The sequence below is a fragment of the Pseudomonas sp. BW16M2 genome (assembly GCF_014268865.1).
In the GTDB taxonomy this organism is placed as follows: Bacteria; Pseudomonadota; Gammaproteobacteria; order Pseudomonadales; family Pseudomonadaceae; genus Aquipseudomonas; species Aquipseudomonas peradeniyensis.
Window position 1 is genome coordinate 165,283 of record NZ_JABWRI010000001.1, and the last position, 25,818, is coordinate 191,100.

Sequence of the window (25,818 nt, forward strand, 5' to 3'; positions counted from 1 at the left end):
CATGCCCGGGCCCAACGCCCCGGCCGGAGTCCCCATGTCCCTGATCATCACCGACGATTGCATCAACTGCGACGTCTGCGAACCCGAGTGCCCGAACGCCGCCATCTCGCAAGGCGAAGAGATCTACGTGATCGACCCGAACCTGTGCACCCAGTGCGTCGGCCACTACGACGAGCCCCAGTGCCAGCAGGTCTGCCCGGTGGACTGCATCCCCTTGGATGAAGCCCACCCGGAAACCGAAGACGAACTGATGGCCAAGTACCGCCGGATCACTGGCAAGGCCTGATGCCGTTCGTCGCCGCGCTTCGCCACGCAGCCCTCGGCGCCCTCCTGGCGCTACTGGCCCATGGCGCCCTGGCCGCCGGGCCAGGCCAGGCGGCGATCGCCAGCCCGCACGCTGAAGCCACCGCGGCGGCAAGGCAGATCCTGCAGCAGGGCGGCAACGCCTTCGATGCCGCCGTGGCCATCGGCGCCACGCTGGCCGTTGTCGAACCCTATGGCTCCGGCCTTGGCGGTGGCGGGTTCTTCCTGCTGCGCGAGAGTGCTGACAGCCCACGCTATGCCTTCCTCGACGCCCGCGAGCGCGCCCCGGCCGCCGCCCGGGCCGACATGTACCTCAAGGACGGCCAGGTGCAGCCGGGCCTGTCGGTCAATGGCCCGTTGGCCGCGGCTATCCCCGGCCTGCCCCAGGCGCTGGCCGACCTGGCCGCGACCCACGGCAGGCTGCCGCTCAAGGACAGCCTGGCCCCGGCCATCCGCCTGGCCAACCAGGGCTTTGCCGTCGACCGCATCTACCGCGACCGCGCGACCATGCGCTTGAGTGCCCTGCGCGACAATGCCGAAAGCGCCCGGCTGTTCCTCGCTGGCAACGACGTACCGGCACTCGGCACGGTGATTCGCCAGCCGGAACTGGCCGCGACCCTGCTGGCGTTGGCCGAGCATGGGCGCGACGGTTTCTACCGTGGCCCGACGGCCCACCGGCTGGTCGATGGCGTGCGCCAGGCCGGCGGTGTCTGGACCCTTGATGACCTCGCCGGCTACCACACCGCCTGGCGCGAGCCGCTGCGTTATCCACTGGCCGAGCAGCGCGAGCTGATCAGCAGTCCACCGCCCTCGGCCGGTGGCGTGGCCCTGGCCCAGAGCCTGGCCATGCTCCAGCGCCTGCCCTGGCAGAGCGCCGAGCCCATGCAGCGCAGCCATTATGTGATCGAAGTGCTGCGCCGGGCCTACCGCGACCGCGGGCTGCTGGGCGATCCGGACTACGTGGCCAACCCCATCAATCGCCTGCTGGCGCGCCAGTACCTGACCGGCCTGGCCGACAGCATCGACGTGCACCAGGCCACCCCCAGCAGCGCCCTGCCCCCCTCACCGGCCTGGCGCGAGGGCGATCACACCACCCATTTCGCGGTGATCGACGCCGACGGCAATGCGGTGTCCGCCACGCTGTCGGTCAACCTGCCGTTCGGCGCGGCGTTCAGCGTGCCCGGCACCGGCGTGGTGCTGAACAACGAGATGGACGACTTTGCCGCCGATCCCTCCGGCAGCAACAGCTATGGCCTGGCCGGCAGCCAGGCCAACGCGGTGGCGGCGGGCAAGCGGCCCTTGTCGAGCATGAGCCCGACCTTCATCGAAAGCCCCAACCAGTTCGCCAGCTTCGGCACACCAGGCGGCAGCCGGATTCCGAGCATGGTGCTGCTGTCGGTGCTGGGCTTCCTCGAAGGGCGGCCGGTGGCCGAGTGGCCGGCGACGCCGCGCTACCATCATCAGTACCTGCCGGACGTGGTGGAGCATGAGCCGGGGACGTTCAGTGCCGGGCAGAAAGCCGAGCTTGAAGGGCGTGGGTATCGGCTGAAGGATGTCGGGCGCCAATACGGGAATCAGCAGGTGCTGTACTGGGACAAGGCTGGCGGGACCGTGGAGGCGGCCAGTGACCCCAGGGGTGTAGGGCAGGCGGCGGTAGTCGACTGATCCGGCCCCACGATAGGGCCTGAGGCATCAGCGCTGGCATTTTGGGCAGAACACGCTCGCCCGCTGCCCCAGCTTCACTTCACGCAACTCGGTGCCACACACCTTGCACGGCTGCCCACCGCGCCCATAGACGAACAATTCCTGCTGGAAATACCCCGGCTGGCCATCGCCACCGATGAAGTCGCGCAAAGTGGTCCCGCCCTGCTCGATGGCCGCCGCCAGCACCCGTTTGATCTCGATAGCCAGCTTCATGTAGCGCGCCCGGGAGATCCCGCCCGCCTCGCGGCGCGGGTCGATCCCGGCGGCGAACAGCGCTTCGGTGGCGTAGATGTTACCCACCCCCACCACCACCGCGTTGTCCATGATGAACGGTTTGACCGCCATCGACCGGCCACGGGACAGCTGGAACAACCGTTCGCCGTCGAACAGGTCGGTCAACGGCTCCGGCCCCAGGCGAATCAGCAGTTCGTGGTTGAGCGGATCGAGGCTCCAGAGCATGGCGCCGAAGCGGCGCGGGTCGGTGTAGCGCAGCATCAGCCCCGACTCGAGCTCGATATCCACATGTTCGTGCTTGGCCGCCGGCAAGCCCAGTTCGACCAGGCGCAGGTTGCCCGACATGCCCAGGTGGCTGATCAAGGTGCCGACCTCGGCGTTGATCAACAGGTACTTGGCGCGGCGCTCGACGCTGACGATGCGCTGCCCCGACAGGCGCACGTCGAGGTCTTCCGGGATCGGCCAGCGCAGGCGTCGGTCGCGCACCACCACGCGGCTGACCCGCTGCCCTTCCAGGTGGGGCGCGATGCCGCGCCGCGTCGTCTCGACCTCTGGCAGTTCCGGCATGGCTCAGTGCCCGCCCAATTCGCGGATGTTCTGCTTGAGCTGCTCGAAGTCGTATTCGGTCAGGCCGATGTAGTCCAGCACCAGCGGGCCAACCATGTTCCACTCGTGGTCGACGCTCTGGTTGCCCAGCACGCGGTAGGAGGCGCAGATGTGCTCGGACATCTTCAGCACTGCCAGCAGGTTCTTCAGCTGGGTCTGGGTATTGCGCGAGGACTCGTCGCGGAAAACCGCCAGGGCGTTGTGGTGGTTGGCGATGGCGGCGCTGATGTGCTCCGGCAGGCGCCAGGACTTGGCGGTGAAATAGCCGACCACCGAGTGATTGGTGTTGAACACACGGTTCTCGGTGTCCACCACGCGGACCTCGTCATTGGCCTTGGCGTAGGACTCCTCCAGCACTTCCATGTAGTTGGGGAAGCGCTTGTGCATCAGCGGCACGCCGCAGTCGTGGAACAGGCCCAGGGTGTAGGCCTCGTCCACCGCCTGGATGCCGGTGCGCTTGGCCAGGGTCAGGCAGGTCATGGCCACGTCCTGGGCGGTGTCCCAGAACGGGTTGAGGGTGACGATGGTCTCGTCGGTCATTTCACCCCTGATCGACTGGGCGTTGATCAGGTTGATGATCGAACGGCTGCCCAACAGGTTCACGGCGCGCTGGATCGAACCGATCTTGTTCGCCAGGCCGAACTGCGCCGAGTTGACCAGCTTCAGCAGGGCACCGGACAGACCCGGGTCCTGGCTGATCAGCTTGGCGATGGTCTCAAGGTCCGGGTCGGGCATGTACTGCTCGAACTGCAGGTCGACCATGATCTGCGGCTGCGGCGGGATGGTGATGCCCTGCAGGGCTTGCTGGATCTGTTCGGCGGTAAGTTCCTGGGACATTCGTGCATTCTCGCTGGGGACGGGGGATTCTAACCCTGTACGCCGGCAGGGTAACTATCAGTGGATCGTTGGATCCAAGAATTTCTTTAGCCTGCCGGAGCCGGCCGGCCCCAAGACGAGGCTCGCGCTTGGTCGCGCCCACCAGCGCAGCCGAGGCCAACACGGTATACTCCCGCTCTTTTTTCCCGGAGCGACGTCATGTCCCTGCCCAGCCTTCGCCTCAAAGCCAATGCCGACCGCCGCCTGCGCGCCGGCCACCTGTGGGTCTACAGCAATGAAGTCGACGTCGCCGCGACCCCGCTGCAGGGCCTGAAGGCCGGCCAGCAGGCCATCCTCGAAGCCGCCAACGGCAAGCCCCTGGGCGTGGTGGCCATGAGCCCGAACAACCTGATCTGCGCCCGCCTGCTGTCGCGCGACGTCAAGCTGCCGCTGGACAAGTCGCTGCTGGTGCACCGCCTGAACGTGGCCCTGTCGCTGCGCGAGCGCCTGTTCGACAAGCCGTGCTACCGCCTGGTCTACGGCGACTCCGACCTGCTGCCGGGCCTGGTGGTCGACCGCTTCTTCGACATCCTCGTGGTACAGCTGGCCTCGGCCACCATGGAAGCGCACAAGGACGACGTCATCGCCGCCCTGGTCCAGGTCCTCAAGCCAAGCGGCATCCTGTTCAAGAACGACTCCGCCGCCCGTGACGCCGAAGGCCTCGGCCGCTATGTCGAGACCGTCTACGGCGAAGTGCCGGACTGGGTCGCGCTGGAAGAGAACGGCGTGAAGTTCGAGGCCCCGGTGCGCGAAGGCCAGAAGACCGGCTGGTTCTACGACCACCGCATGAACCGCGCCCGCCTGGCCCCCTACGTCAAGGGCAAGCGCGTGCTCGACCTGTTCAGCTATATAGGCGGCTGGGGCGTGCAGGCCGGCGCATTCGGCGCCAGCGAAGTATTCTGCGTGGACGCCTCGGGCTTCGCCCTCGACGGTGTTGAGCGCAACGCCGCGCTGAACGGCATCAGCGAGAAGCTGACCTGCATCGAAGGCGACGTGTTCGAGGCCCTGCGCGAACTGAAGGCCGCCGAAGAGCGTTTCGACGTGATCATTGCCGACCCGCCCGCCTTCATCAAGCGCAAGAAGGACCTGAAGAACGGCGAGGCCGCCTACCGCCGCCTCAACGAACAGGCCATGCGCATGCTCACCAAGGACGGCATCCTGGTCAGCGCCTCGTGCTCGATGCACCTGCCCGAGGACGACCTGAACAACATCCTGCTGACCAGCGCCCGCCACCTGGACCGCAACCTGCAAATGCTCGAGCGCGGCGGCCAGGGCCCGGACCACCCGGTGCACCCGGCGATCGCCGAGACCCGCTACATCAAGAGCATCACCTGCCGGTTGCTGCCCAACAGCTAAGCGGTGCTTGCTCCGGGGCCGCTCTGCGGCCCCGGCTCCTTCAAACGCTCACTCTCATGCCCGCCAACCGCTACCGCCTGAAGTCCGGCACCAGTTCCTGGCCATCGATGCTGAGCGTCTTGTAACGCGGCGCCACCAGTTTCACCGCGCCCTCGCGAATGCCCTTGGCCAGGCCCTCGAGGTTTTCCATCTTGCCGCTCAGGCTGCCCACCTCACGCCACTCCCGCTCCTCCCAGGTGAACACGAACACACTCGATGCATAGGTGTGCCGGGGGATCATCAACACTTCATTGTGCCCATCACCATCCAGATCGACCGCCCACAAGTAGCATCCCTTGCCACCGCACTGGCTTTGAGCAAGCGTCGAATCGGCCAGTGACTCGCTGGTGGACTGCTCTGGCCCCAGCCACTCGAACTTCGGACCATACGTTTCGACCACCTCAGGCCGACGTACCTGCGCCATCAACGCCAGCAATTGCTCGCGGCGACCCGCATCGAACAGTTCATCCGTTTCCAACCGCTTCTCCAGTTGCTCGAAGGCGGCACGCCCAGGCTGACCGAGGTCGCGGTACAAGGTCCCGACATCGAACTCGGTGATCGGCGTGCGTCCACCGAGCAGGCGCTCGACCTGACTCTTCGCACTCAACACCTGCGGGTCGAGCAACGGTGTGTAGAACAGCACTATCAGCACCGCACTGAGCAAGGCGATCAACGGGTTGCTCAGCCGCAGGCTATTCAGCCAGGCCCGCCGTGAGCTCACCACCGCCCACACCGCCGCCAGGCCGTGCGCCAGCATCACACCCACCAACAAAATGGCCATGATCCGCGATGGGGTCAGGCCGTACTGGTCAATGCGCATCCAGCTGGCATAAGCCGCCAGGCCCACCAGTACCGGCAGGCAGAGCAGGCTGGCCTCGACCAAGCGTTTGAGCGGCGCAGGATAGGCATTGCCCTGATGGCCGTCCTGAAACACGCCATTGGCCAGGAACAGGTTGATACCTGCCAGCACCAACAGCAGAGCGGTCGAATAGCCCGTGTCCCACACGGGCTGCAGGCCGCTGAAGGGCAGTGTCAGGGTGAACACCACGGCGATCAGCGCACTCAACGGCAACAGGAAGCGACAGAGTGTCAACAGGATGCCGCGCAACAACCCAATGACCTTCTCGTTGTCCCGCCCCATGCGCATCCCCAGGGAGAACACCACCGGCAGCACCAGCCAGAGAAACACCGGGGACTCCACCACATCCGTGACCTGCGGTATGCCGAGCATGCCGAACAGCAACGCACACAACCACAGCAACTGCCAGAACAGGCCAGTCAACAGTTGCGCCAGGAAAAGGATGAACACGTTGTTCCAGGCATGCCGGAACAGGTCTTCATAGCGCGGCCGCCCATTTTCGCGGGTCGGCCAGGCAAGAATGAACGCGGTGCCGATATAGCCCAGCACGATGGCGGCCAGGAACCAGGTCTGCTGCAGCCAGCCCATGCGCTCGCTATCCAGGACCCAGGCACTGATCCCGCTGATCAGCAGGGTCAGGCCCAGCACCAGCCAGCCGGTACCACGCTGGCGCACCGCGTTGCCGAGCAGTTGCAGGTTCACGCCGGCCACGACCACTGCGGCGCACAGGGCTACCGACAGGTTGAAGCCAAGCAGCTCGCCTTGCCCCTTCACGGTGGTGAGCAGCACCAGGCCCTGGATCAGGCCGATGACGACGTAGAACAATAAGGAGCGACTTGGCGCTGGCATTGCAAATCCTTTTGGCCAGTAGAACAGGAAGCGCGCAAGTCTACCCAAACCCGCCCGGACCACGCCAAGGCCTTTACCTTGCGGGCTGGCGACAGCCAATTGTCACAACGCCATTCCCTCACGGGCGCGGCGGTGTAGAATCGAGCCATTCATCGCCAGACATCCCCGGCGGGTTTATGAGCTCTGGTCGAGCCTGCGGCGATCCCGCGCGGTCCTTCGACCCCCATCCGTGCCAGCGGCAACCGGCCCAGGCGTTCAGGACAAAAGAAGCTCACTCCCCTAGTTAGAGACCTGATTAAGCCGCCAGGAGCGCTCCATGCCTGATTATCGTTCCAAGACTTCCACCCAAGGCCGCAACATGGCCGGCGCCCGTGCCCTGTGGCGCGCCACCGGGATGAAGGACGAAGACTTCAAGAAACCGATCATCGCCATCGCCAACTCGTTCACCCAGTTCGTCCCGGGGCATGTGCACCTGAAGGACCTGGGCCAGCTGGTCGCCCGCGAGATCGAACGCGCCGGTGGCGTGGCGAAAGAGTTCAACACCATCGCCGTGGACGACGGCATCGCCATGGGCCATGACGGCATGCTGTACTCGCTGCCCAGCCGCGAGATCATCGCCGACGCCGTCGAGTACATGGTCAACGCCCACTGCGCCGATGCCATCGTCTGCATCTCCAACTGCGACAAGATCACCCCCGGCATGCTGATGGCCGCCCTGCGCCTGAACATCCCGGTGATCTTCGTCTCCGGCGGCCCGATGGAAGCCGGCAAGACCAAGCTGGCCAGCCACGGCCTGGACCTGGTCGACGCCATGGTCATCGCCGCCGACTCCTCGGCCTCGGACGAAAAAGTCGCCGAGTACGAGCGCAGCGCCTGCCCGACCTGCGGTTCGTGCTCCGGCATGTTCACCGCCAACTCGATGAACTGCCTGACCGAGGCCCTGGGTCTCGCCCTGCCGGGCAACGGCTCGACCCTGGCCACCCACTCGGACCGCGAGCAGCTGTTCCTCACCGCCGGGCGCACCATCGTCGAGCTGTGCAAGCGCTACTACGGCGAGAACGATACGTCGGTACTGCCGCGCAGCATCGCCAACTTCAAGGCGTTCGAGAACGCCATGATGCTCGACATCGCCATGGGCGGCTCGACCAACACCATCCTGCACCTGCTGGCCGCGGCACAGGAGGCGGAAGTCGACTTCGACTTGCGCGACATCGATCGCCTGTCGCGCAAGGTGCCGCAGCTGTGCAAGGTGGCGCCGAACATCCAGAAGTACCACATGGAAGACGTGCACCGCGCTGGCGGCATCTTCAGCATCCTCGGCTCGCTGGCCCGTGGCGGCCTGCTGCACACCGACCTGCCGACCGTGCACAGCCCAAGCATGGAAGAGGCCATCGCCAAGTGGGACATCACCCAGACCGATGACGAAGCCGTGCACACCTTCTTCAAGGCAGGCCCGGCCGGCATCCCGACGCAGACCGCCTTCAGCCAGTCGACCCGCTGGGAAACCCTGGACGACGACCGCGAGAACGGCTGCATCCGCAGCTTCGAGCACGCCTACTCGCAGGAAGGCGGCCTGGCCGTGCTGTACGGCAACATCGCCCTGGACGGCTGCGTGGTGAAGACCGCCGGCGTCGATGAGTCGATCCACGTGTTCGAAGGCACCGCGAAGATCTTCGAGAGCCAGGACAGCGCCGTGCGTGGCATCCTCGCCGACGAAGTGCAGGCCGGCGACATCGTCATCATCCGCTACGAAGGTCCGAAAGGTGGCCCAGGCATGCAAGAGATGCTGTACCCGACCTCGTACCTGAAGTCCAAGGGCCTGGGCAAGGCCTGCGCCCTGCTCACCGACGGTCGTTTCTCCGGCGGCACCTCGGGCCTGTCGATCGGCCACGCCTCGCCGGAAGCGGCAGCGGGCGGCGCCATCGGCCTGGTGCGCGATGGCGACAAGGTGCTGATCGACATCCCCAACCGTTCGATCAACCTGCTGGTCAGCGACGAAGAGCTGGCCGAACGTCGCGTCGAGCAGGACAAGAAGGGCTGGAAGCCGGCCGAGGTACGTCCACGCAAGGTGACCACCGCGCTCAAGGCTTACGCCCTGCTGGCCACCAGCGCCGACAAGGGTGCAGTGCGCAACAAGGCAATGCTCGAAGGGCTGTGAGGCTCTGATGGCATAAAAAACCGGCGCCTGGTGCGCCGGTTTTTTTATGCCCGTGAACGAAGCCGCAGGCCTTGCCTGACTTACTGTTGCGCAACCTTTTCCGACTTGCCGTCATAGCGCTTGCGCCACTCGCTGAGGATCTCGTCGCGGTTCTTCGAGGCCCAGGCGAAGTCGTTCTTGATCAGGCGCTGCTCGTAGTCCGCCGGCAACTCGGTCTGCGGCTTGGCGATGCCCGGCGCGGCGAGCACGGCGAAGTTCTCCTTGTACAGCTCCATGGCCGCGGGGCTGGCGGAGAAGTCGGCCAGGCGCCTGGCGGCATCGGCCTTCGGCGAGCCCTTGATCACTGCGGTGGCTTCGATCTCCCAACCCAGGCCTTCCTTGGGCAGCACGATATCCAGCGGCGCGCCCTGGCGCTTGAGCTGCACGGCCGGGTATTCGAACGAGATGCCGATCGGGAATTCACCGGCGGCCGCCAGCTTGCACGGCTTGGAGCCGGAATGAACGTACTGGCCGATGTTCTGGTGCAGCGCATCCATGTAGGCCCAGCCCTGCGGCTCGCCGAAGGTCTGCAGCCAGGCGCTCACATCCAGGAAGCCGGTGCCGGACGAGGCCGGGTTGGGCATGACGATCTTGCCCTTGTACTCAGGCTTGGTCAGGTCCTGCCAGCTCACCGGCTTGCTCAGGCCCTGCTTCTCGGCCTCGACGGTGTTGAAGCAGATGGTCGCGGCCCACACGTCCATGCCCACCCAGGCCGGCGGGTTGGCGGCGTCGCGATAGTTGGGCGAGATCTTGCCCAGGTCTTTCGGCGCATAGGCTTCGAGCATGCCGTTCTGGTCGAGGATAGCCAGGCTGGAGGCGGCCAGGCCCCACACCGCGTCGGCCTGCGGACGGTCCTTCTCGGCCAGCAGCTTGGCGGTGATGATGCCGGTGGAGTCGCGCACCCACTTGATCTCGATGTCGGGGTTGGCCTTTTCGAAAGCCTGCTTGTAGCTCTTGAGCTGCTCGGCCTCGAGGGCGGTGTAGACGGTCAGCTGGGTCGCGGCCGAGGCCTGCAGGCTGAAGACGGCGGATACGGCAGCGGCAAGTGCGAGGGGCTTGAACATGATGCGGTTCCTATCAGTGTGGGCAGTCGGTCAATGGCCTGGGGCGCGCTGGCGCCAGGCCTGGGAGCGGCGCAGCAGGCCGCGTGAGGCACCGGCCAGCAGCAAGGATGCGGCGGCGCTGGTGAGCAGGATCAGGGTCGACATGGCGGCGGCGCCGCCGACGTTGCCGGCGTCGTCCATGTTCAGCACGGCGACGGCGGCGAGGATGGTGTCGGGGCTGTACAGGAAGATCGCCGCCGACACGGTGGTCATCGCCGAGACGAACAGGTAGCGGATGATGTCCAGCAGCGCCGGCAGGCAGATCGGCACGGTGACCCGCATGAAATGCTTGTACAGCGGCGCCTTGAGCGACAGCGCGGCGGCCTCGAACTCGCCATCGAGCTGGCGCAGGGCGGTGGTGGCGGTCATCTGGGCGGTGGTCAGGTAGTGGGCGATGGTGCACACCACCAGCAGCGCCATGCTGCCGTAGAACACATGCAGCGGGTTGCCGTTGAGGTTGAAGAAGAACACGTAGCCCAGGCCCAGCACCAGGCCAGGCACCGCCATCGGGATGAAGCTCAGCAAGCGCAGCAGCTGGTTGAGCAGGCGCTGCTCCTGGGTCTTCTCCATCAGGTAGGCGCCGGTGAAGATCACCACGCTGCCGATCAGCGCGGTGCCGATGGCCATGGTCACGCTGTTGCGGTAGGCCAGCCAGCCGCCACCGGCGGTGTCCTCGAACATGTAGTGCTTGAGCGACAGCGACAGGTTGTACGGCCAGAACTTGACCAGCGACGAGTACACCGCCATGCCGATCACCGCCAGCAGTGCCGCGCACACCAGCAGCACGATGGCCAGGAAGCAGCCATCGCGCAGCCGCGACGGCTTGGGCTCGAACACCTGGGCGCGGCCGCTCATGGCCTCGCCCTGGCGACGGCGCAACCAGGCATCGACGGCGAAGCTGAGCAGGGCCGGCACCAGCAGCACCATGCCGATCAGCGCGCCACGACCGAACTGTTGCTGGCCGACCACGGCCTTGTAGGCTTCCAGAGCCAGCACCTGGTAATCCCCACCTACCACGACGGGCACGCCGAAGTCGGTGATGGTCAGGGTGAACACCAGGCAGAACGCGGCGAACACCGCCTGGCGCGTGGCCGGCCAGGTAATGCTGAAGAATGCCCGCGCCGGGCCGGCCCCCATGCTCGAGGCGGCGTCGAACAACCGCGCGTCGGCCAGCGAAAGCGCCGAAAGCAGGATCATCAGGGCGTGAGGGAAGGTGTAGATGGCCTCGCCGAGGACGATGCCCCAGAAGCCGTAGATATTGTCGCTGAGCAGCCCGCGCAGCAGGCCCTGGTTGCCGAACAGGTACACCAGGGCGATGGCCGGCAGCATCGACGGCGCCAGCAGCGGCAGCAGCGAGATGCCGCGCCACAGGCCCTTGACCGGGATCAGCGTGCGTTGCAGGGCATAGGCGAACAGATAGGCCAGTGGCACGACAATGGCGGCGACGGTGAAGGCCACCGACAGGCTGTTGCCGAGCAGCCAGTGGAAGTTCTCGCTGGCGAACAACTCACGGGCAGCCGGCAGGCCGCCGCCCTGCCCGGCTTCAGCGCTGAAACCGCGCCAGAAGATCGCCAGCAGCGGCATCAGCACCGCCAGCACCAGCAGGATCAGCAACAGGCTCTTGCCACCGACCACGAACAGACGGTCCCCCAGGGCGACACCATTGCGAGGTGCGGCCTTGGCGGCGGTGAGCGGCAGGGTCATGGGCGCGGCCATCTCAGGCAAACACCTGCAGGCTCTGCGGCGGCAGCGCCACCCAGATGTCCTGCGAACCCAGGCGCGGCATCGCCTCTGGCGCCAGCTCCGCGAGCAACGCGTGGCCCGGCAGGGCCTTGAACTCGAAGCTCATGCGGCAGCGGTTGCCGAGGAAGGTGATCTCGCGGACCTTCGCCGGGAACAGGTTTTCCTCGTGGACAACCGGGTTGACGGTGATCGCCTCGGGCCGGCAGAACAGCCGGCCGCTGCTGGCACCGGCGGCATTGGCCGCCAGGCGCATGTGCAGGCCGCCGACCTGGGCATGGCTGTCGCCGCTGCGCTGGAACGGCAGCCAGTTGCCTTGGCCGACGAATTCGGCGACGAACGGCGTGGCCGGCTGGTCGTAGATTTCCTGGGGCGTGGCGTACTGCTCGACCTGGCCGTTGTTCATCACGGCGATGCGGTCGGCCATCAGCATGGCCTCGTCCTGGTTATGGGTGACCATCAGCGTGGTGATACCCAGCTGGCGCTGCAACTGGCGCAGCTCGGTACACAGGTGCTCGCGCACACGGGCGTCCAGCGCCGACATCGGCTCGTCGAGCAGCAGCAGCGATGGCGACGGCGCCAGGGCGCGGGCCAGGGCCACGCGCTGTTGCTGGCCGCCGGACAGCTGGCCGGGGTACTTCTTCTCGCTGCCGGCAAGGCCGACCAGTTCGAGCATTTCACCGACCCGCTGACGCGAGGCCTCGCGGTTGCTGCCGGTCAGGCCGTAGGCGATGTTGGCTTCGACGGTGAGGTTGGGGAACAGGGCGTAGGACTGGAACAGGATGCCGTAGTCGCGGGCCTGGGGTGGCAGCTCGGAGATGTCACGGTCGCCGATGTACAGCGTGCCACGGTCCTGGCGCTCGAGCCCGGCGATGCAGCGCAGCAGGGTGGTCTTGCCACAGCCTGACGGGCCGAGCAGGCACACCAGCTCGCCGGCGGCGATGTCGAGGGAGACGTCGTTGAGTGCGGTGAAGGCGCCAAAGCGCTTGTGGATACCGCGCACTTTCATCTGTGCGCATGGAGTGGCGTTGTTCATGGCAAGGCCTCATCGAAGAGATGGGGCCATGCTAGGAAGGCTGTGAGACGGTTGTGTGGCGAGGGGGCAAAAACGAGTGATAGTGGTATTGGTGGATTTTTGTAGTGGCCATCCGGTTTTCAGGCGTTAGCCGAATAAAAAAGGGAGGCCACCAGGGCCTCCCTTTTCATGACGCAGTGAAACTCAGAACAGTACGCGCGAGCGGATGGTGCCCTTCACGTGCTGCAGTTTCTCCTGGGCCAGGTCCGAGTACTCGGCGTCGACGTCGATCACCACGTAGCCCACCTTCTCGTTGGTCTGCAGGAACTGACCGGAGATGTTGATGGCGTTTTCGGCGAACACCTTGTTGATCTCGCTGAGCACGCCCGGGATGTTTTCGTGGATGTGCAGCAGGCGGTGCTTGCCTGGGTGGGCCGGCAGGGCCACTTCCGGGAAGTTGACCGACGACACGGAGGTACCGTTGTCGCTGTACTTGACCAGTTTCTCGGCCACTTCCAGGCCGATGTTGGCCTGGGCCTCGGCGGTGGAACCACCGATGTGCGGGGTCAGGATCACGTTGTCCAGGCCGCGCAGCGGGCTTTCGAACTCTTCGTCGTTGGAGCGTGGCTCGACCGGGAACACATCGATGGCGGCGCCGATCAGGTGCTTGTCCTTGATCGCGGCGGCCAGGTGGTCCAGCTCGACCACGGTGCCGCGGGCGGCGTTGATCAGGATCGAGCCCTTCTTCATCGCGCGGATTTCCTTCTCGCCGATCATCCACTGGGTGGACGGCAGCTCAGGCACGTGCAGCGAGACGATGTCGGCCAGGCCCAGCAGCTCGTGCAGGCTGGTGACCTGTACCGCGTTGCCCAGCGGCAGCTTGGTCAGCGGGTCGAAGAAGTACACCTGCATGCCCAGGCTCTCGGCCAGGACCGACAGCTGGGTGCCGATCGAGCCGTAGCCGACGATACCCAGCTTCTTGCCACGGATTTCGAAGGAGTTGGCCGCGCTCTTGATCCAGCCGCCACGGTGGCAGGAAGCGTTCTTCTCGGGGATGCCACGCAGCAGCAGGATGGCTTCGGCCAGCACCAGCTCGGCCACCGAACGGGTGTTCGAGTAGGGGGCGTTGAACACGGCGATACCGCGCTCCCGGGCCGCTTCCAGGTCGACCTGGTTGGTGCCGATGCAGAAGCAGCCGACCGCGACCAGTTTCTTCGCGCAGTCGAAGATCTCTTCGGTCAGTTGGGTGCGCGAACGGATGCCGATGAAGTGGGCATCGGCGATCTTTTCCTTCAGCTCGGCTTCCGGCAGCGAACCAGTGAGGTATTCGATGTTGGTGTAGCCGGCAGCCTTGAGGGTATCGACCGCGTTCTGGTGCACACCTTCAAGAAGAAGGAACCTGATCTTGCTCTTGTCGAGAGAAGTCTTGCTCATCTGCGTAAACCTGTATCCCGGAGAAAAATGGCGAGGAGAGTGGAGCGGCGCGGCGTCGGCCTTAGCACGAACGGCGGGAGGGCTATGCTAGCATACGCGACACAACCTGAGCTTATCCCGACAGGTGAAGCGTGCTCAGGGTGACTATGAATAAGTCGAGAGTTCCAGCGATGACCCCGTCCGTGGTAATTGATGAGCTGATGACCCTGGTCGACCCTGGCAAGGTCCTCACCGACCCGGCCTCGCTCGAGGCCTACGGCAAGGACTGGACCAAGCACTACCCGCCGGCGCCGAGCGCCATCGTCTTCCCCAAGTCCGTCGAGCAGGTGCAGGCCATCGTGCGCTGGGCCAACCGGCACAAGGTCGCCCTGGTGCCGTCGGGCGGACGAACCGGGCTGTCGGGCGCCGCCGTGGCCGCCCATGGCGAGGTGGTGGTGGCCTTCGACTACATGAACCAGATCCTCGCCTTCAACGAATTCGACCGTACCGTGGTCTGCCAGCCGGGGGTCGTCACCCGCCAGTTGCAGCAGTTCGCCGAGGACCAGGGCCTTTATTACCCGGTGGACTTCGCCTCGAGCGGCTCCAGCCAGATCGGCGGCAATATCGGTACCAACGCCGGCGGGATCAAGGTGATTCGCTACGGCATGACCCGCAACTGGGTGGCCGGGCTGAAGGTGGTCACCGGTAAGGGCGAGCTGCTCGAGCTGAACAAGGACCTGATCAAGAACGCCACCGGCTACGACCTGCGCCAGCTGTTCATCGGCGCCGAAGGCACCCTGGGCTTCGTGGTCGAGGCGACCATGCGCCTGGACCGCGCGCCGCGCAACCTCACCGCCATGGTGCTGGGCACGCCCGATTTCGACGCGATCATGCCGGTGCTGCACGCCTTCCAGGGCAAACTCGACCTGACGGCCTTCGAGTTCTTCTCCGACAAGGGCCTGGCCAAGATCCTCGCCCGGGGCGATGTGCCCGCGCCGTTCGAAACCGACTGCCCGTTCTATGCCCTGCTGGAGTTCGAAGCCAGCACCGAGGAGGTGGCCAACGAGGCCCTGGCCACCTTCGAGCACTGCGTCGAGCAGGGCTGGGTGCTCGATGGCGTGATGAGCCAGAGCGAAACCCAGCTGAAGAACCTGTGGAAGCTGCGCGAGTACCTGTCCGAGACCATCTCGCACTGGACACCGTACAAGAACGACATCTCGGTCACCGTATCGAAGGTGCCGGCCTTCCTGCGCGATATCGACGCCATCGTCGGCGAGCACTACCCGGACTACGAAGTGGTCTGGTATGGCCATATCGGCGACGGCAACCTGCACCTGAACATCCTCAAGCCCGACCACATGAGCAAGGACGACTTCTTCGCCTCCTGCGCCAAGGTCAACAAGTGGGTGTTCGAGATCGTCGAGCGCTACAACGGCTCGATCTCCGCCGAGCATGGCGTGGGCATGACCAAGCGCGACTACCTGGGCTACAGCCGCTCACCGGAGGAGATCGCCTGCATGAAGGCGATCAAGGCGGTGTTCGACCCGAACGGCATCATGAATCCGGGTAAGATCTTCGCTCCCGAATAAAAAGCAGTATTCACAGGAGTCGGCCATGAGTTACCAGCACCAGTACGTAGACGGCACGCGCATCCACTTCCCGCTGGGCAAGGTGGTGTGCATCGGCCGCAACTACGCCGAGCATGCCAAGGAACTGGACAACCCCATCCCCAGCGAGCCGCTGTTGTTTATCAAGCCCGGCAGCTGCGTGGTGCCCCTGGAAGGCGGCTTCAAGATCCCGACCGAGCGCGGTTCGGTGCACTACGAGGCGGAGATCGCCGTGCTGCTGGGCAAACCCCTGTCCACCCACCCTTCCGAGGAAGAGGTGCTCGACGCCATCTCCGGCTTTGCCCCGGCGCTGGACCTGACCCTGCGCGATGTGCAGGCGAAACTGAAGGAAAAGGGCCTGCCCTGGGAGCTGGCCAAGTGCTTTGACGGCGCCTGCGTGCTGCCGCCGTTCGTGTCGGCCGGCACCTTCGAGGACCTGACCGACATCGGCATCCGCCTGACCATCAACGGCGAAGTGCGCCAGGACGGCAACAGCGCGCTGATGCTCAACCCGATCGTACCGATGATCCAGCACATGGCCACGCACTTCTCCCTGCAGGCCGGCGATGTCATCCTCACCGGCACCCCGGCGGGCGTGGGGCCGTTCAATGTCGGCGATGAGCTGGTTCTGGAACTTCCCGGCGCAAGCCGGTTCGAAGGCCGGGTGCTTTGACTCCGGGCGACGACGGTGCAATGCCGTCGTCGCTGACTGTTCCGGTAGGATTTGTCGTTTTTTTCACAATTGATCCGGATAATTCATCTATTAACTTCATTTGCCGACAGTGGCGACCACGCTGCCGCCGACTTTCAGGATCTCCACTCGATGACCAACCCTTCCAGCGCATCCCTTCCGCCAAAGCGACGCCTGATCACCCGCTGGTCGCTGTGGCTGCTTGCGCTGGCGATCATCGCCTATGGCCTGGTGGTGGCCATGCACTGGGATGACCGTGGCCTTTTGTGGATAAAGGAAGGCTTCGAAAGCCAGGCCGAGCGCCAGGAAAGCATCTGGCTGCCGGACTACGTGGCCGACATCGATGCCAAGCCGCTGCCGGGCATGGAACGTGACGAGGCGTCGGACCTGGCGTTCAATCCGCACACCCGCACCTTGTTCGCGGTCATGGGCAAGCACCCGTTCCTGGTCGAGCTCAACCTCGACGGTGACGTGCTGCGCAAGATGCCTCTGGTGGGCTGGTCCAATCCGGAAGGCGTGGCGGTACTCGAGAATGGCCAGATCGCCATTGTCGACGAGCGCAACCATGACCTGACGCTGGTCAAGGTGGATGCCGCCACGACGTCGCTGAACCGCGCCGACTACCAGCCCCATGACCTGGGCGATACCGAGGATGGCAACAAGGGCTTCGAAGCCATTGCCTGGGACCAGATCCGCCAGCGACTGATCATCGGCGCCGAGCGGCCACCGAAGATGTTCATCTGGAGCACCGATGGCCACGGCCCGCTCAAGGGTGAGAAGCAGGCGCTGCCCAGCGACGAACTGGACCTGCGCAACCTGTCCGCGCTGGGCATCGACCCGCGCACCGGGCATCTGCTGGCACTGTCGGCGGACTCCAACATGCTGCTCGAGCTGGATGAGAAAGGTGAGCAGGTCAGCTTCATGACCTTGTTGGGCGGTTTCAATGGCTTGGCTGATACCATCCCCCGGGCCGAAGGCGTGGCGATGGATGACCAGGGCAACCTGTACATCGTCAGCGAGCCCAACCTGTTCTATCGCTTCAGGAAGCACTGATCGATCAGAAACTTCTGATGGTGGCATTAAGCTTTGCTTCAGTTGATAGTGGTTAGATACGTGCTCCTTTCGCCGAGTCCGACCGCATGCGCCGCCACCTTCGCCTGATCTTCGCCTTCATCGTGCTTGTTGCCCTGCTCGTCCTGGGCGCCGCCGGGCATGAGTTCCGCCTGTTCGAACGGGGCTGGTTCAACCTCAAGACCTGGTGGCAGCCGGCCGAGCAGAGCATCGGCCTGGACCGCTACCAGGTGGCGATCGAAGCGCAGCCCATCGTCGGGCTGGACGACGACATTTCAGCGCTAACCTACGACCCCGACCGCAAGAGCCTGTTCACCGTCACCAATGCCCGCTCGGAACTGATCGAACTGTCGCTGGACGGCCGCATCCTGCGCCGCGTGCCGTTGACCGGCTTCGGCGACCCCGAGGCGGTGGAATATGTGGGGCCGAACAGCTACGTGATCACCGACGAGCGCCAGCAGCGGCTGATTCGCGTGCGCCTGGACGACGACACCCTGTTCCTCGACGCCAACGATGCCGAGCAGCTGTCACTGGGCATCGGCCTCAATGGCAACAAGGGTTTCGAGGGACTGGCCTACGACTCGGCGGGCAAGCGCCTGTTCGTGGCCAAGGAGCGGGACCCGATGATGATCTACGAGGTGCATGGCTTTCCCCATGACAATCCCGACAAACCCTATGCCGTGCATGTGGTGCAGGATCGCAAGCGTGACCGGCGGCTGTTCGTGAGGGACCTGTCGAGCCTGCAGTTCGACGAACGCAGCGGGCACCTGCTGGCGCTGTCGGACGAGTCGCGACTGGTGCTGGAGCTGGATGTGAAGGGCAGGCCACTTAGCACGCTGTCGCTGCGCAAGGGATTCCAGGGTTTGAAACAGACCGTGCCGCAGGCGGAGGGTATTGCGATGGACGACGCCGGGACCATCTACCTGGTCAGCGAGCCGAACCTGTTCTATGTGTTCAAGCAGCCGGCTGATTGATTGCCTGGGCTGACGCTATCGCGGGGCAAGCCCGCTCCCACCGTGGGAGCGGGCTTGCCCCGCGATGAGGCTTACTCGGCCTTGAGGGTCTTCACGCCTTCAGCGGTGCCCAGCAACAGCACATCCGCCGGACGCGCCGCGAACAGGCCATTGGTGACCACGCCGACGATGGCGTTGATCTGGCTCTCCAGCTCCACCGGGTTGGTGATCTGCAGGTTGTGCACATCCAGGATGACGTTGCCGTTGTCGGTCACCACACCTTCACGGTAGACCGGGTCGCCGCCCAGCTTGACCAGCTGGCGCGCCACATGGCTGCGGGCCATCGGAATCACCTCGACCGGCAGCGGGAAGGCGCCCAGCACCGGCACCAGCTTGCTGGCGTCGGCGATGCAGATGAAGGTCTTGGCCACCGCCGCGACGATCTTCTCGCGGGTCAGGGCCGCGCCGCCGCCCTTGATCAGGTTCAGGTGGGCGTCGCTCTCGTCGGCGCCGTCGACATAGAACTCCAGCTCGCTGACGCTGTTCAGCTCGTAGACCGGGATGCCATGGCCCTTCAGGCGCTGGGCGGTGGCCTCGGAGCTGGCGACGGCGCCGTCGAAGGCGGTCTTGTGCTGGGCCAGGGCGTCGATGAAGAAGTTGGCAGTCGAACCGGTACCGACGCCGACGACGCTTTTCTCATCCAGTTTCGGCAGGATGAGATCGACGGCGGCCTGGGCGACGGCCTGTTTGAGTTGGTCCTGGGTCATGCGGGCTCCGGGAGGGGCTGGGCGGATTTCAAAGTTGCCTAGTATAACGGCTCCCGCGGCTTTGCTGTGGTCGCCCGACGTGACGCTGCGGTAGACTCCCAGCCCTTGTCCCGCGGCCCAGTGATGCTTTCCGATGCTCGAACAGTACGTCAAGAAGATCCTCACCTCGCGCGTCTACGACGTTGCCGTCGAAACCCCGTTGCATAGCGCCGGGCAGCTGAGCAAGCGCCTGGGCAACACGGTGCTGCTCAAGCGCGAGGACCTGCAGCCGGTGTTCTCGTTCAAGATCCGCGGGGCCTACAACAAACTCGCGCAACTGAGCGCCGAGGAACTGGCCCGCGGCGTGGTCACCGCCTCCGCCGGCAACCACGCCCAGGGCCTGGCCCTGGCGGCGCGGGAGCTGGGGATCAAGGCGACCATCGTCATGCCCAAGACCACCCCGGAGATCAAGATCGAAGGCGTGCGCTCCCGGGGCGGCAAGGTGGTGCTGCACGGTGACACCTTCCCCGAGGCGCTGGCCTACTCGCTGAAGCTGGTGGAGGAGAAGGGCTTCGTCTACATCCACCCCTACGACGATCCGCACACCATTGCCGGGCAAGGCACGGTGGCCATGGAAATCCTGCGCCAGCACCCGGGCCAGCTGGACGCGATCTTCGTGCCGGTCGGCGGGGGCGGGCTGATCGCCGGCATCGCCGCCTACGTGAAGTACCTGCGCCCCGAGATCAAGGTGATCGGCGTCGAGCCGGACGACTCCAACTGCCTGCAGGCCGCCATGGCCGCGGGTGAGCGCGTGGTGCTGCCGCAGGTCGGGCTGTTCGCCGATGGCGTGGCGGTGGCGCAGATCGGCCAGCACACCTTCGACATCTGCCGTCACCATGTAGACGAGGTGATCACCGTCAGCACCGACGAGATCTGCGCGGCGATCAAGGATATCTACGACGATACCCGCTCGATCACCGAACCTGCTGGCGCATTGGGCGTGGCCGGCATCAAGAAGTACGTCGAACTAAAGGGCGTTGCCGGGCAGACCCTGGTGGCCATCGACTCGGGTGCCAACGTCAACTTCGACCGCCTGCGCCATGTGGCCGAGCGCGCCGAGCTGGGCGAGAAGCGCGAGGCGATCATCGCCGTGACCATCCCGGAACGCCCGGGCAGCTTCAAGGCCTTCTGCGAGGCCATCGGCAAGCGTCAGATCACCGAATTCAATTACCGCAAGCACACCTCGGATGAAGCGCATATCTTCGTCGGTGTGCAGACCCACCCGGAAACCGACCCTCGTGCGGCGCTGGTCCAGCAGTTGACCGAGCAAGGCTTCCCGGTCACCGACCTGACCGACAACGAGCTGGCCAAGCTGCACATCCGCCACATGGTCGGTGGCCACTCGGCTGGGGCCAGCGACGAAATGGTGCTGCGCTTCGAGTTCCCCGAGCGCCCGGGCGCGCTGTTCAACTTCCTCAACAAGCTGGGCGGGCGCTGGAACATCTCGATGTTCCACTACCGCAACCACGGCGCCGCCGATGGCCGCGTGGTCGCGGGCCTGCAGGTACCAGAGGAGGAGCGCCACCTGGTGCCGGCGGCGCTGGCCAAGATCGGCTATCCGTACTGGGACGAGACCGAGAATCCGGCCTACCAGCTATTCTTGGGCTGAACACGCCAAACGGACCTCGTGGGAGCGGGCTAGCCCCGCGATGAAGCCGCCAGCAAGAAGGACGATCACGAAATGGAACACCTGACCACCCTGAAGACCCTGCATATCCTCGCCACCGCCCTGTTGCTGCTGGGCGGCCTGGGCCTGGCGATCTGGACTGTCCGCGCCCGCCGCCAGGGCGATGCCGAGGCCTACGGCAAGCTGTTGCGCCGACCGCTGGTGTTCGTCTGGCTGCTGATGGGGTTGTGCCTGGTGAGCATGCCGTTCACCGGCTGGTGGCTGGTGCACCTGGTCGGCTGGCCGCTGGGGCAGACCTGGGTGCTGGCGTCCAGCGTCATCTATACGCTGGGCGCGTTTGCCGTGTGGTGGCTGGTGGTGCGGTTGAACCGGATGCGCAAGGCTGAAACCGTGGGGTTGAAGTTCACCTTGGCATTGGCGCTGTTCAGTGGTGTCTGCTTCCTGTCCATCGCGGGCCTGATGGGCGCCAAGCCGATCTGAAGCATCGCGGGGCAAGCCCGCTCCCACGCCAGATCGAGTTGCGCCCAAGATATTGGACATTGATCCAACGCCCGGAAGCAGTTCAGATCGTGGGAGCGGGCTTGCCCCGCGATCAGGCCTTCAATCGCGCAACGAAATGACCGGCCACCCCCGCCGCTCGGCCTCAGCCCGCAGCTTAGGATCCGGATCCACCGCCACCGGGTTCGCCACCACCTCCAGCAACGGCACATCGTTCAGCGAGTCACTGTAGAAGTAGCTGTCCTCCAGGTCGAACCCGTTCTCCAGCATCCAGCGCGCAAGCCGCGTCACCTTGCCTTCACGGAAACAGGGTATATCGGTGCTACGCCCGGTGTAGCGACCCTCGCGCACCTCGCACTCGGTCGCCAGCAAGGTACGCACGCCCAGGCGGCGGGCGATGGGCGCGGTGACGAAGCGGTTGGTGGCGGTGATGATCACCAGCTGGTCGCCCGCCTCGCGGTGCTGCTGCAGCAACGCCAGGGCCCTGGGCAGGATGATCGGCTCGATGCAGTCACGCATGAACTCGCGGTGCCACTGCTCCAGCTGCGCGGGCTCGCTGACCGCGAGGATTTCCATGGAGAAGGCCAGGTAGGCCTGCATGTCCAGGGTGCCGTTGAGGTAGTCCTGGTAGAAGGCATCGTTGCGTTGCTTGTAGGCGACCGGGTCGAGAATGCCCCGCTCGCACAGGTAGTCACCCCAGGCGTGGTCGCTGTCGCCACCGAGGAGGGTATTGTCCAGGTCGAATAAAGCCAGGCGCATCGCGGTCACTCGCATCAGCCACGGAAGAGTCCCGCAGAATACGGAGTTTTCACCTCGCTGCACATAAGCTTGGCGGGCGCGTTGCTGCGCGCTCGGGCTTTGTGGAACAATGCGTTGACATGCGTTTGCGAGGTTGCTGCCGTGATCGACCCGGATGGTTTTCGCCCCAATGTCGGGATCATTCTCACGAATGATGCCGGGCAGGTGCTATGGGCTCGGCGGATCAACCAGGATGCCTGGCAGTTTCCCCAGGGTGGCATCAACCCTGACGAGACGCCGGAAGATGCCCTGTACCGCGAGCTGAACGAAGAAGTGGGCCTGGAACGCCAGGACGTGGAAATTCTTGCCTGCACCCGTGGCTGGTTGCGTTATCGTTTACCCCAGCGCCTGGTGCGCACCCATAGCCAGCCGCTGTGTATCGGCCAGAAACAGAAGTGGTTCCTGCTGCGCCTTGTGAGCAACGAGCAACGGGTGCGCATGGACCTCACCGGCAAACCGGAATTCGATGGCTGGCGCTGGGTCAGCTACTGGTATCCGCTGGGCCAGGTGGTGACATTCAAGCGCGAGGTATACCGCCGCGCCCTGAAAGAGCTAGCCCCGCGCCTGCTGACGCGCGACTGACGACGGAGTCCGACCCCGAGCCATGCTCAATACGCTGCGCAAGATCGTCCAGGAAGTGAACTCCGCCAAAGATCTCAAGACGGCGTTGGGTATCATTGTCTTGCGCGTCAAGGAGGCGATGGGCAGCCAGGTCTGCTCGGTCTACCTGCTCGACCCGGACAGCAACCGCTTCGTGCTGATGGCCACCGAGGGCCTGAACAAGCGCTCCATCGGCAAGGTCAGCATGGCCCCCAACGAGGGCCTGGTCGGCCTGGTCGGCACCCGCGAGGAGCCGCTGAACCTCGAGAACGCCGCCGACCACCCCCGCTACCGCTACTTCGCCGAAACTGGCGAAGAGAAATTCGCCTCCTTCCTCGGCGCGCCGATCATCCACCACCGCCGCGTGGTGGGGGTACTGGTCATCCAGCAGAAGGAGCGCCGCCAGTTCGACGAAGGCGAAGAGGCCTTCCTGGTCACCATGAGCGCCCAGCTCGCCGGGGTTATCGCCCACGCCGAGGCGACCGGTTCGATCCGCGGCCTGGGCCGCCAGGGCAAGGGTATCCAGGAGGCCCGCTTCGTCGGCGTGCCAGGCTCCCCGGGCGCCGCTGTCGGCCGCTCGGTGGTGATGCTGCCGCCCGCCGACCTCGAGGTGGTGCCGGACCGCACCGTCGAGGACATCGACAACGAACTCAAGCTGTTCAGCAACGCCCTTGAAGGCGTGCGCGAGGACATGCGCAAGCTGTCGGCCAAGCTCGCCACCCAGCTGCGCCCCGAAGAGCGCGCATTGTTCGACGTGTACCTGATGATGCTCGAGGACGCCGCCCTCGGTGGCGAGGTGGTCGAGGTCATCAAGACCGGCCAGTGGGCCCAGGGCGCCCTGCGCCAGGTAGTCGGCGAGCACGTCAACCGCTTCGAGCTGATGGACGACGACTACCTGCGCGAGCGCGCCTCGGACGTCAAGGACCTGGGCCGGCGCCTGCTGGCCTACCTGCAGGAAGCCCGTTCGCAGTCGCTGGTCTACCAGGACAACACCATCCTGGTCAGCGAGGAGCTGACCCCGGCCATGCTCGGCGAGGTGCCGGAGGGCAAGCTGGTGGGCCTGGTCTCGGTACTGGGCTCGGGCAACTCCCATGTGGCGATTCTAGCCCGTGCCATGGGCATCCCGACCGTCATGGGCGTGGTCGACCTGCCGTACTCGAAGGCCGACGGCATCGAGATGATCGTCGACGGCTACAAGGGCGAGGTGTTCACCAACCCCGGCGAGGTGCTGCGCAAGCAGTACAGCGACGTGGTCGAGGAGGAGCGCCAGCTGGCCCGTGGCCTCGACGCCCTGCGCGAGCTGCCGTGCATCACCCCGGACGGCCATCGCATGCCGCTGTGGGTCAACACCGGCCTGCTCGCCGATGTGGCCCGCGCCCAGCAGCGCGGCGCCGAGGGCGTCGGCCTGTACCGCACCGAAGTGCCGTTCATGATCAACCAGCGCTTCCCCAGCGAGAAGGAACAGCTGGCGATCTACCGCGAACAGCTGCAGGCGTTCCACCCGCTGCCGGTGACCATGCGCAGCCTCGACATCGGCGGCGACAAGTCGCTGTCGTACTTCCCGATCAAGGAAGAAAACCCGTTCCTCGGCTGGCGCGGCATCCGCGTCACCCTCGACCACCCGGAAATCTTCCTGGTGCAGACCCGCGCCATGCTCAAGGCCAGCGAGGGCCTGAACAACCTGCGCATCCTGCTGCCGATGATTTCCGGCATCCACGAGTTGGAAGAAGCCCAGCACCTGATCCACCGTGCCTGGGGCGAGGTGCGCGACGAAGGCACCGACGTGCCGATGCCGCCGGTGGGGGTGATGGTGGAGATTCCCGCCGCCGTGTATCAGACCCGAGAACTGGCGCGCCAGGTCGACTTCCTCTCGGTCGGTTCCAACGACCTGACCCAGTACCTGCTGGCGGTCGACCGCAACAACCCGCGGGTCGCCGACCTGTACGACTACCTGCACCCGGCGGTGCTGCAGGCGTTGCAGACCGTGGTCAGCGTCGCCCATGAGGAAGGCAAGCCGGTGAGCATCTGCGGCGAGATGGCCGGTGACCCGGCCGCGGCGATCCTGCTGATGGCCATGGGCTTCGACAGCCTGTCGATGAACGCCACCAACCTGCCGAAGGTGAAGTGGATGCTGCGCCAGATCAACCTGGGCAAAGCCAAGGAACTGCTGGCCGACGCCATGAGCCATGACAACCCGCAGGTTATCCACAGCTCGCTGCAACTGGCGCTGAAGAACCTTGGCCTGGCGCGGATGATCGGGCCGAACAAGACCCTCTGACGTCCTGGGCCCGCTTTGCGGGCCTTGTATTGCGAAAAGGGCGCAGAGCCCCCCGGCGATCTCGAATACCTGCTTGGGTTTCCCTGGCAACTACGCTTCAATACGCGCCTTTACCAGTCGTCCAAGGATCCGCCCCCATGGCCACCAACACCAAACAACAGAAACGCGCCAAACGCGCCGCCACCAAGGCCAAGCAGAACCGCATGGTACGCAGCGGCCAGGCGGTCAAGGCCAGCGCCGGTGACAGCGCCAGTGTCGAGCAGGTGTTCAACAAGGCCATGGAGTCGGGCAGCTACAACAGCCTGTTCGAAAAGATGAAGGAAGCCCAGGAAAACGGCCTGGTGCCGATGATCTCGGTATTCCTGGTCGATCCGCTGCTGGCGCTGGTGCTCAAGGGCCACAAGGAAGAACACGCCACCGACTACATCGTCCTGGTGTTCACCGCCTACCGCAAATGGCTCGACGGCGCCGACGAGGACGCAACCATGGCCTGGCTGGAGAGCGACGAGTTCCAGGACGCCTATGTCACCGCCTCGGAGGTCGTGGCCAGGCAGCAGCAACAGCAGAAACAGTTCGGCTGAGTCGCTCCCACAAT

The 25,818-nt window shown here is 65.2% G+C and carries 22 protein-coding genes; 13 read left to right on the forward strand and 9 right to left on the reverse strand.

Annotation, left to right across the window (positions count from 1 at the left end; genetic code table 11):
• The first annotated feature begins 34 nt into the window (after window positions 1–34).
• Both HU735_RS00685 and ggt read left to right on the forward strand, forming a co-directional pair.
• Window positions 35–286, forward strand: a complete 252-nt coding sequence (locus HU735_RS00685; protein WP_011531711.1) for a YfhL family 4Fe-4S dicluster ferredoxin — start codon at window positions 35–37, stop codon at window positions 284–286.
• Window positions 286–1,968, forward strand: coding sequence for a gamma-glutamyltransferase (gene ggt / locus HU735_RS00690; protein ID WP_186712037.1), 1,683 nt, complete (start codon window positions 286–288; stop codon window positions 1,966–1,968). The genes HU735_RS00685 and ggt overlap by 1 nt, the downstream gene beginning before the upstream one ends.
• 27 nt (window positions 1,969–1,995) lie before the next feature.
• On the opposite strand, the gene mutM is transcribed toward ggt, so the two are convergent.
• Both mutM and HU735_RS00700 read right to left on the reverse strand, forming a co-directional pair.
• The gene (mutM, locus tag HU735_RS00695) at window positions 1,996–2,808 is read right to left on the reverse strand and encodes a bifunctional DNA-formamidopyrimidine glycosylase/DNA-(apurinic or apyrimidinic site) lyase (RefSeq protein ID WP_186712038.1); all 813 of its coding nucleotides are present in this window, start codon (window positions 2,806–2,808) and stop codon (window positions 1,996–1,998) included.
• A gap of 3 nt (window positions 2,809–2,811) precedes the next feature.
• Window positions 2,812–3,630, reverse strand: coding sequence for an HDOD domain-containing protein (locus HU735_RS00700; RefSeq protein WP_186712322.1), 819 nt, complete (start codon window positions 3,628–3,630; stop codon window positions 2,812–2,814).
• Between the two features lie 252 nt (window positions 3,631–3,882).
• Here HU735_RS00700 and HU735_RS00705 point away from each other — a divergent pair, with 252 nt between their 5' ends.
• Window positions 3,883–5,079, forward strand: coding sequence for a class I SAM-dependent rRNA methyltransferase (locus HU735_RS00705; RefSeq protein WP_050707380.1), 1,197 nt, complete (start codon window positions 3,883–3,885; stop codon window positions 5,077–5,079).
• 70 nt (window positions 5,080–5,149) lie between these two features.
• On the opposite strand, the gene HU735_RS00710 is transcribed toward HU735_RS00705, so the two are convergent.
• Window positions 5,150–6,826: a DUF4153 domain-containing protein gene (locus HU735_RS00710; protein ID WP_186712039.1), complete on the reverse strand. Its 1,677-nt coding sequence runs from the start codon at window positions 6,824–6,826 to the stop codon at window positions 5,150–5,152.
• 316 nt (window positions 6,827–7,142) lie between these two features.
• On the opposite strand from HU735_RS00710, the gene ilvD reads away from it, so the two are divergent.
• Window positions 7,143–8,984 (forward strand): dihydroxy-acid dehydratase, encoded by a 1,842-nt coding sequence (gene ilvD / locus HU735_RS00715; RefSeq protein WP_186712040.1) that lies wholly within the window; start codon window positions 7,143–7,145, stop codon window positions 8,982–8,984.
• Between the two features lie 80 nt (window positions 8,985–9,064).
• Here ilvD and HU735_RS00720 read toward each other — a convergent pair whose 3' ends face one another.
• The 4 genes from HU735_RS00720 to serA all read right to left on the reverse strand — a co-directional run bounded on the left by HU735_RS00720 (window position 9,065) and on the right by serA (window position 14,315).
• On the reverse strand, window positions 9,065–10,087 hold the full coding sequence (locus HU735_RS00720; RefSeq protein ID WP_050707383.1) for a putative 2-aminoethylphosphonate ABC transporter substrate-binding protein: 1,023 nt from the start codon (window positions 10,085–10,087) through the stop codon (window positions 9,065–9,067).
• Window positions 10,088–10,117: 30 nt separating this feature from the next.
• Window positions 10,118–11,842 carry a putative 2-aminoethylphosphonate ABC transporter permease subunit gene (locus tag HU735_RS00725; protein WP_186712041.1) on the reverse strand — a complete coding sequence of 575 codons (1,725 nt, stop codon included), beginning with the start codon at window positions 11,840–11,842 and terminating at the stop codon, window positions 10,118–10,120.
• Window position 11,843: 1 nt separating this feature from the next.
• On the reverse strand, window positions 11,844–12,902 hold the full coding sequence (locus HU735_RS00730) for a putative 2-aminoethylphosphonate ABC transporter ATP-binding protein (protein ID WP_186712042.1): 1,059 nt from the start codon (window positions 12,900–12,902) through the stop codon (window positions 11,844–11,846).
• 183 nt (window positions 12,903–13,085) lie between these two features.
• The gene (serA, locus tag HU735_RS00735) at window positions 13,086–14,315 is read right to left on the reverse strand and encodes a phosphoglycerate dehydrogenase (protein WP_050707386.1); all 1,230 of its coding nucleotides are present in this window, start codon (window positions 14,313–14,315) and stop codon (window positions 13,086–13,088) included.
• Window positions 14,316–14,485: 170 nt separating this feature from the next.
• Between serA and HU735_RS00740 the strand changes: the two genes are divergently transcribed.
• The 4 genes from HU735_RS00740 (at window position 14,486) to HU735_RS00755 (ending at window position 18,637) form a co-directional block, all read left to right on the forward strand.
• The gene (locus tag HU735_RS00740) at window positions 14,486–15,883 is read left to right on the forward strand and encodes an FAD-binding oxidoreductase (protein ID WP_186712043.1); all 1,398 of its coding nucleotides are present in this window, start codon (window positions 14,486–14,488) and stop codon (window positions 15,881–15,883) included.
• A gap of 25 nt (window positions 15,884–15,908) precedes the next feature.
• On the forward strand, window positions 15,909–16,574 hold the full coding sequence (locus tag HU735_RS00745) for a fumarylacetoacetate hydrolase family protein (protein WP_050707388.1): 666 nt from the start codon (window positions 15,909–15,911) through the stop codon (window positions 16,572–16,574).
• Between the two features lie 150 nt (window positions 16,575–16,724).
• Window positions 16,725–17,645, forward strand: a complete 921-nt coding sequence (locus HU735_RS00750) for an SdiA-regulated domain-containing protein (RefSeq protein ID WP_186712044.1) — start codon at window positions 16,725–16,727, stop codon at window positions 17,643–17,645.
• Between the two features lie 86 nt (window positions 17,646–17,731).
• On the forward strand, window positions 17,732–18,637 hold the full coding sequence (locus tag HU735_RS00755) for an SdiA-regulated domain-containing protein (protein WP_186712045.1): 906 nt from the start codon (window positions 17,732–17,734) through the stop codon (window positions 18,635–18,637).
• A 71-nt stretch (window positions 18,638–18,708) separates the two neighbouring features.
• On the opposite strand, the gene rpiA is transcribed toward HU735_RS00755, so the two are convergent.
• Window positions 18,709–19,383 (reverse strand): ribose-5-phosphate isomerase RpiA, encoded by a 675-nt coding sequence (gene rpiA, locus HU735_RS00760; protein WP_011536226.1) that lies wholly within the window; start codon window positions 19,381–19,383, stop codon window positions 18,709–18,711.
• Window positions 19,384–19,516: 133 nt separating this feature from the next.
• On the opposite strand from rpiA, the gene ilvA reads away from it, so the two are divergent.
• Window positions 19,517–21,031: a threonine ammonia-lyase, biosynthetic gene (ilvA, locus tag HU735_RS00765; RefSeq protein WP_028688495.1), complete on the forward strand. Its 1,515-nt coding sequence runs from the start codon at window positions 19,517–19,519 to the stop codon at window positions 21,029–21,031.
• 72 nt (window positions 21,032–21,103) lie between these two features.
• Window positions 21,104–21,529, forward strand: coding sequence for a DUF2269 domain-containing protein (locus tag HU735_RS00770; RefSeq protein WP_186712046.1), 426 nt, complete (start codon window positions 21,104–21,106; stop codon window positions 21,527–21,529).
• A 120-nt stretch (window positions 21,530–21,649) separates the two neighbouring features.
• Here the strand turns inward: HU735_RS00770 and HU735_RS00775 are convergent, their stop codons facing one another.
• Window positions 21,650–22,306 (reverse strand): HAD family hydrolase, encoded by a 657-nt coding sequence (locus HU735_RS00775; protein WP_186712047.1) that lies wholly within the window; start codon window positions 22,304–22,306, stop codon window positions 21,650–21,652.
• 141 nt (window positions 22,307–22,447) lie between these two features.
• Here HU735_RS00775 and HU735_RS00780 point away from each other — a divergent pair, with 141 nt between their 5' ends.
• From HU735_RS00780 to HU735_RS00790, 3 genes are all read left to right on the forward strand, one after another.
• Entirely contained in the window at window positions 22,448–22,927 is a 480-nt protein-coding gene (locus HU735_RS00780) for an RNA pyrophosphohydrolase (RefSeq protein ID WP_028688498.1), read from the forward strand.
• A 22-nt stretch (window positions 22,928–22,949) separates the two neighbouring features.
• Window positions 22,950–25,223 (forward strand): phosphoenolpyruvate--protein phosphotransferase, encoded by a 2,274-nt coding sequence (ptsP, locus tag HU735_RS00785; protein WP_186712048.1) that lies wholly within the window; start codon window positions 22,950–22,952, stop codon window positions 25,221–25,223.
• A gap of 137 nt (window positions 25,224–25,360) precedes the next feature.
• On the forward strand, window positions 25,361–25,804 hold the full coding sequence (locus tag HU735_RS00790) for a hypothetical protein (RefSeq protein ID WP_050703401.1): 444 nt from the start codon (window positions 25,361–25,363) through the stop codon (window positions 25,802–25,804).
• Window positions 25,805–25,818: the final 14 nt, after the last annotated feature.

Excerpts from the sequence above, each read along its gene's own strand:
- HU735_RS00770 (WP_186712046.1), top strand. The coding sequence starts at position 21,104 with ATGGAACACCTGACCACCCTGAAGACCCTGCATATCCTCGCCACCGCC.
- HU735_RS00775 (WP_186712047.1), bottom strand. The coding sequence starts at position 22,306 with ATGCGCCTGGCTTTATTCGACCTGGACAATACCCTCCTCGGTGGCGAC.
- rpiA (WP_011536226.1), bottom strand. The coding sequence starts at position 19,383 with ATGACCCAGGACCAACTCAAACAGGCCGTCGCCCAGGCCGCCGTCGAT.
- HU735_RS00730 (WP_186712042.1), bottom strand. The coding sequence starts at position 12,902 with ATGAACAACGCCACTCCATGCGCACAGATGAAAGTGCGCGGTATCCAC.
- HU735_RS00705 (WP_050707380.1), top strand. The coding sequence starts at position 3,883 with ATGTCCCTGCCCAGCCTTCGCCTCAAAGCCAATGCCGACCGCCGCCTG.
- HU735_RS00790 (WP_050703401.1), top strand. The coding sequence starts at position 25,361 with ATGGCCACCAACACCAAACAACAGAAACGCGCCAAACGCGCCGCCACC.
- ilvD (WP_186712040.1), top strand. The coding sequence starts at position 7,143 with ATGCCTGATTATCGTTCCAAGACTTCCACCCAAGGCCGCAACATGGCC.
- HU735_RS00745 (WP_050707388.1), top strand. The coding sequence starts at position 15,909 with ATGAGTTACCAGCACCAGTACGTAGACGGCACGCGCATCCACTTCCCG.
- serA (WP_050707386.1), bottom strand. The coding sequence starts at position 14,315 with ATGAGCAAGACTTCTCTCGACAAGAGCAAGATCAGGTTCCTTCTTCTT.
- ptsP (WP_186712048.1), top strand. The coding sequence starts at position 22,950 with ATGCTCAATACGCTGCGCAAGATCGTCCAGGAAGTGAACTCCGCCAAA.
- HU735_RS00720 (WP_050707383.1), bottom strand. The coding sequence starts at position 10,087 with ATGTTCAAGCCCCTCGCACTTGCCGCTGCCGTATCCGCCGTCTTCAGC.
- HU735_RS00710 (WP_186712039.1), bottom strand. The coding sequence starts at position 6,826 with ATGCCAGCGCCAAGTCGCTCCTTATTGTTCTACGTCGTCATCGGCCTG.
- HU735_RS00755 (WP_186712045.1), top strand. The coding sequence starts at position 17,732 with ATGCGCCGCCACCTTCGCCTGATCTTCGCCTTCATCGTGCTTGTTGCC.
- mutM (WP_186712038.1), bottom strand. The coding sequence starts at position 2,808 with ATGCCGGAACTGCCAGAGGTCGAGACGACGCGGCGCGGCATCGCGCCC.
- ggt (WP_186712037.1), top strand. The coding sequence starts at position 286 with ATGCCGTTCGTCGCCGCGCTTCGCCACGCAGCCCTCGGCGCCCTCCTG.
- ilvA (WP_028688495.1), top strand. The coding sequence starts at position 19,517 with ATGCTCGAACAGTACGTCAAGAAGATCCTCACCTCGCGCGTCTACGAC.
- HU735_RS00740 (WP_186712043.1), top strand. The coding sequence starts at position 14,486 with ATGACCCCGTCCGTGGTAATTGATGAGCTGATGACCCTGGTCGACCCT.
- HU735_RS00725 (WP_186712041.1), bottom strand. The coding sequence starts at position 11,842 with ATGGCCGCGCCCATGACCCTGCCGCTCACCGCCGCCAAGGCCGCACCT.
- HU735_RS00750 (WP_186712044.1), top strand. The coding sequence starts at position 16,725 with ATGACCAACCCTTCCAGCGCATCCCTTCCGCCAAAGCGACGCCTGATC.
- HU735_RS00685 (WP_011531711.1), top strand. The coding sequence starts at position 35 with ATGTCCCTGATCATCACCGACGATTGCATCAACTGCGACGTCTGCGAA.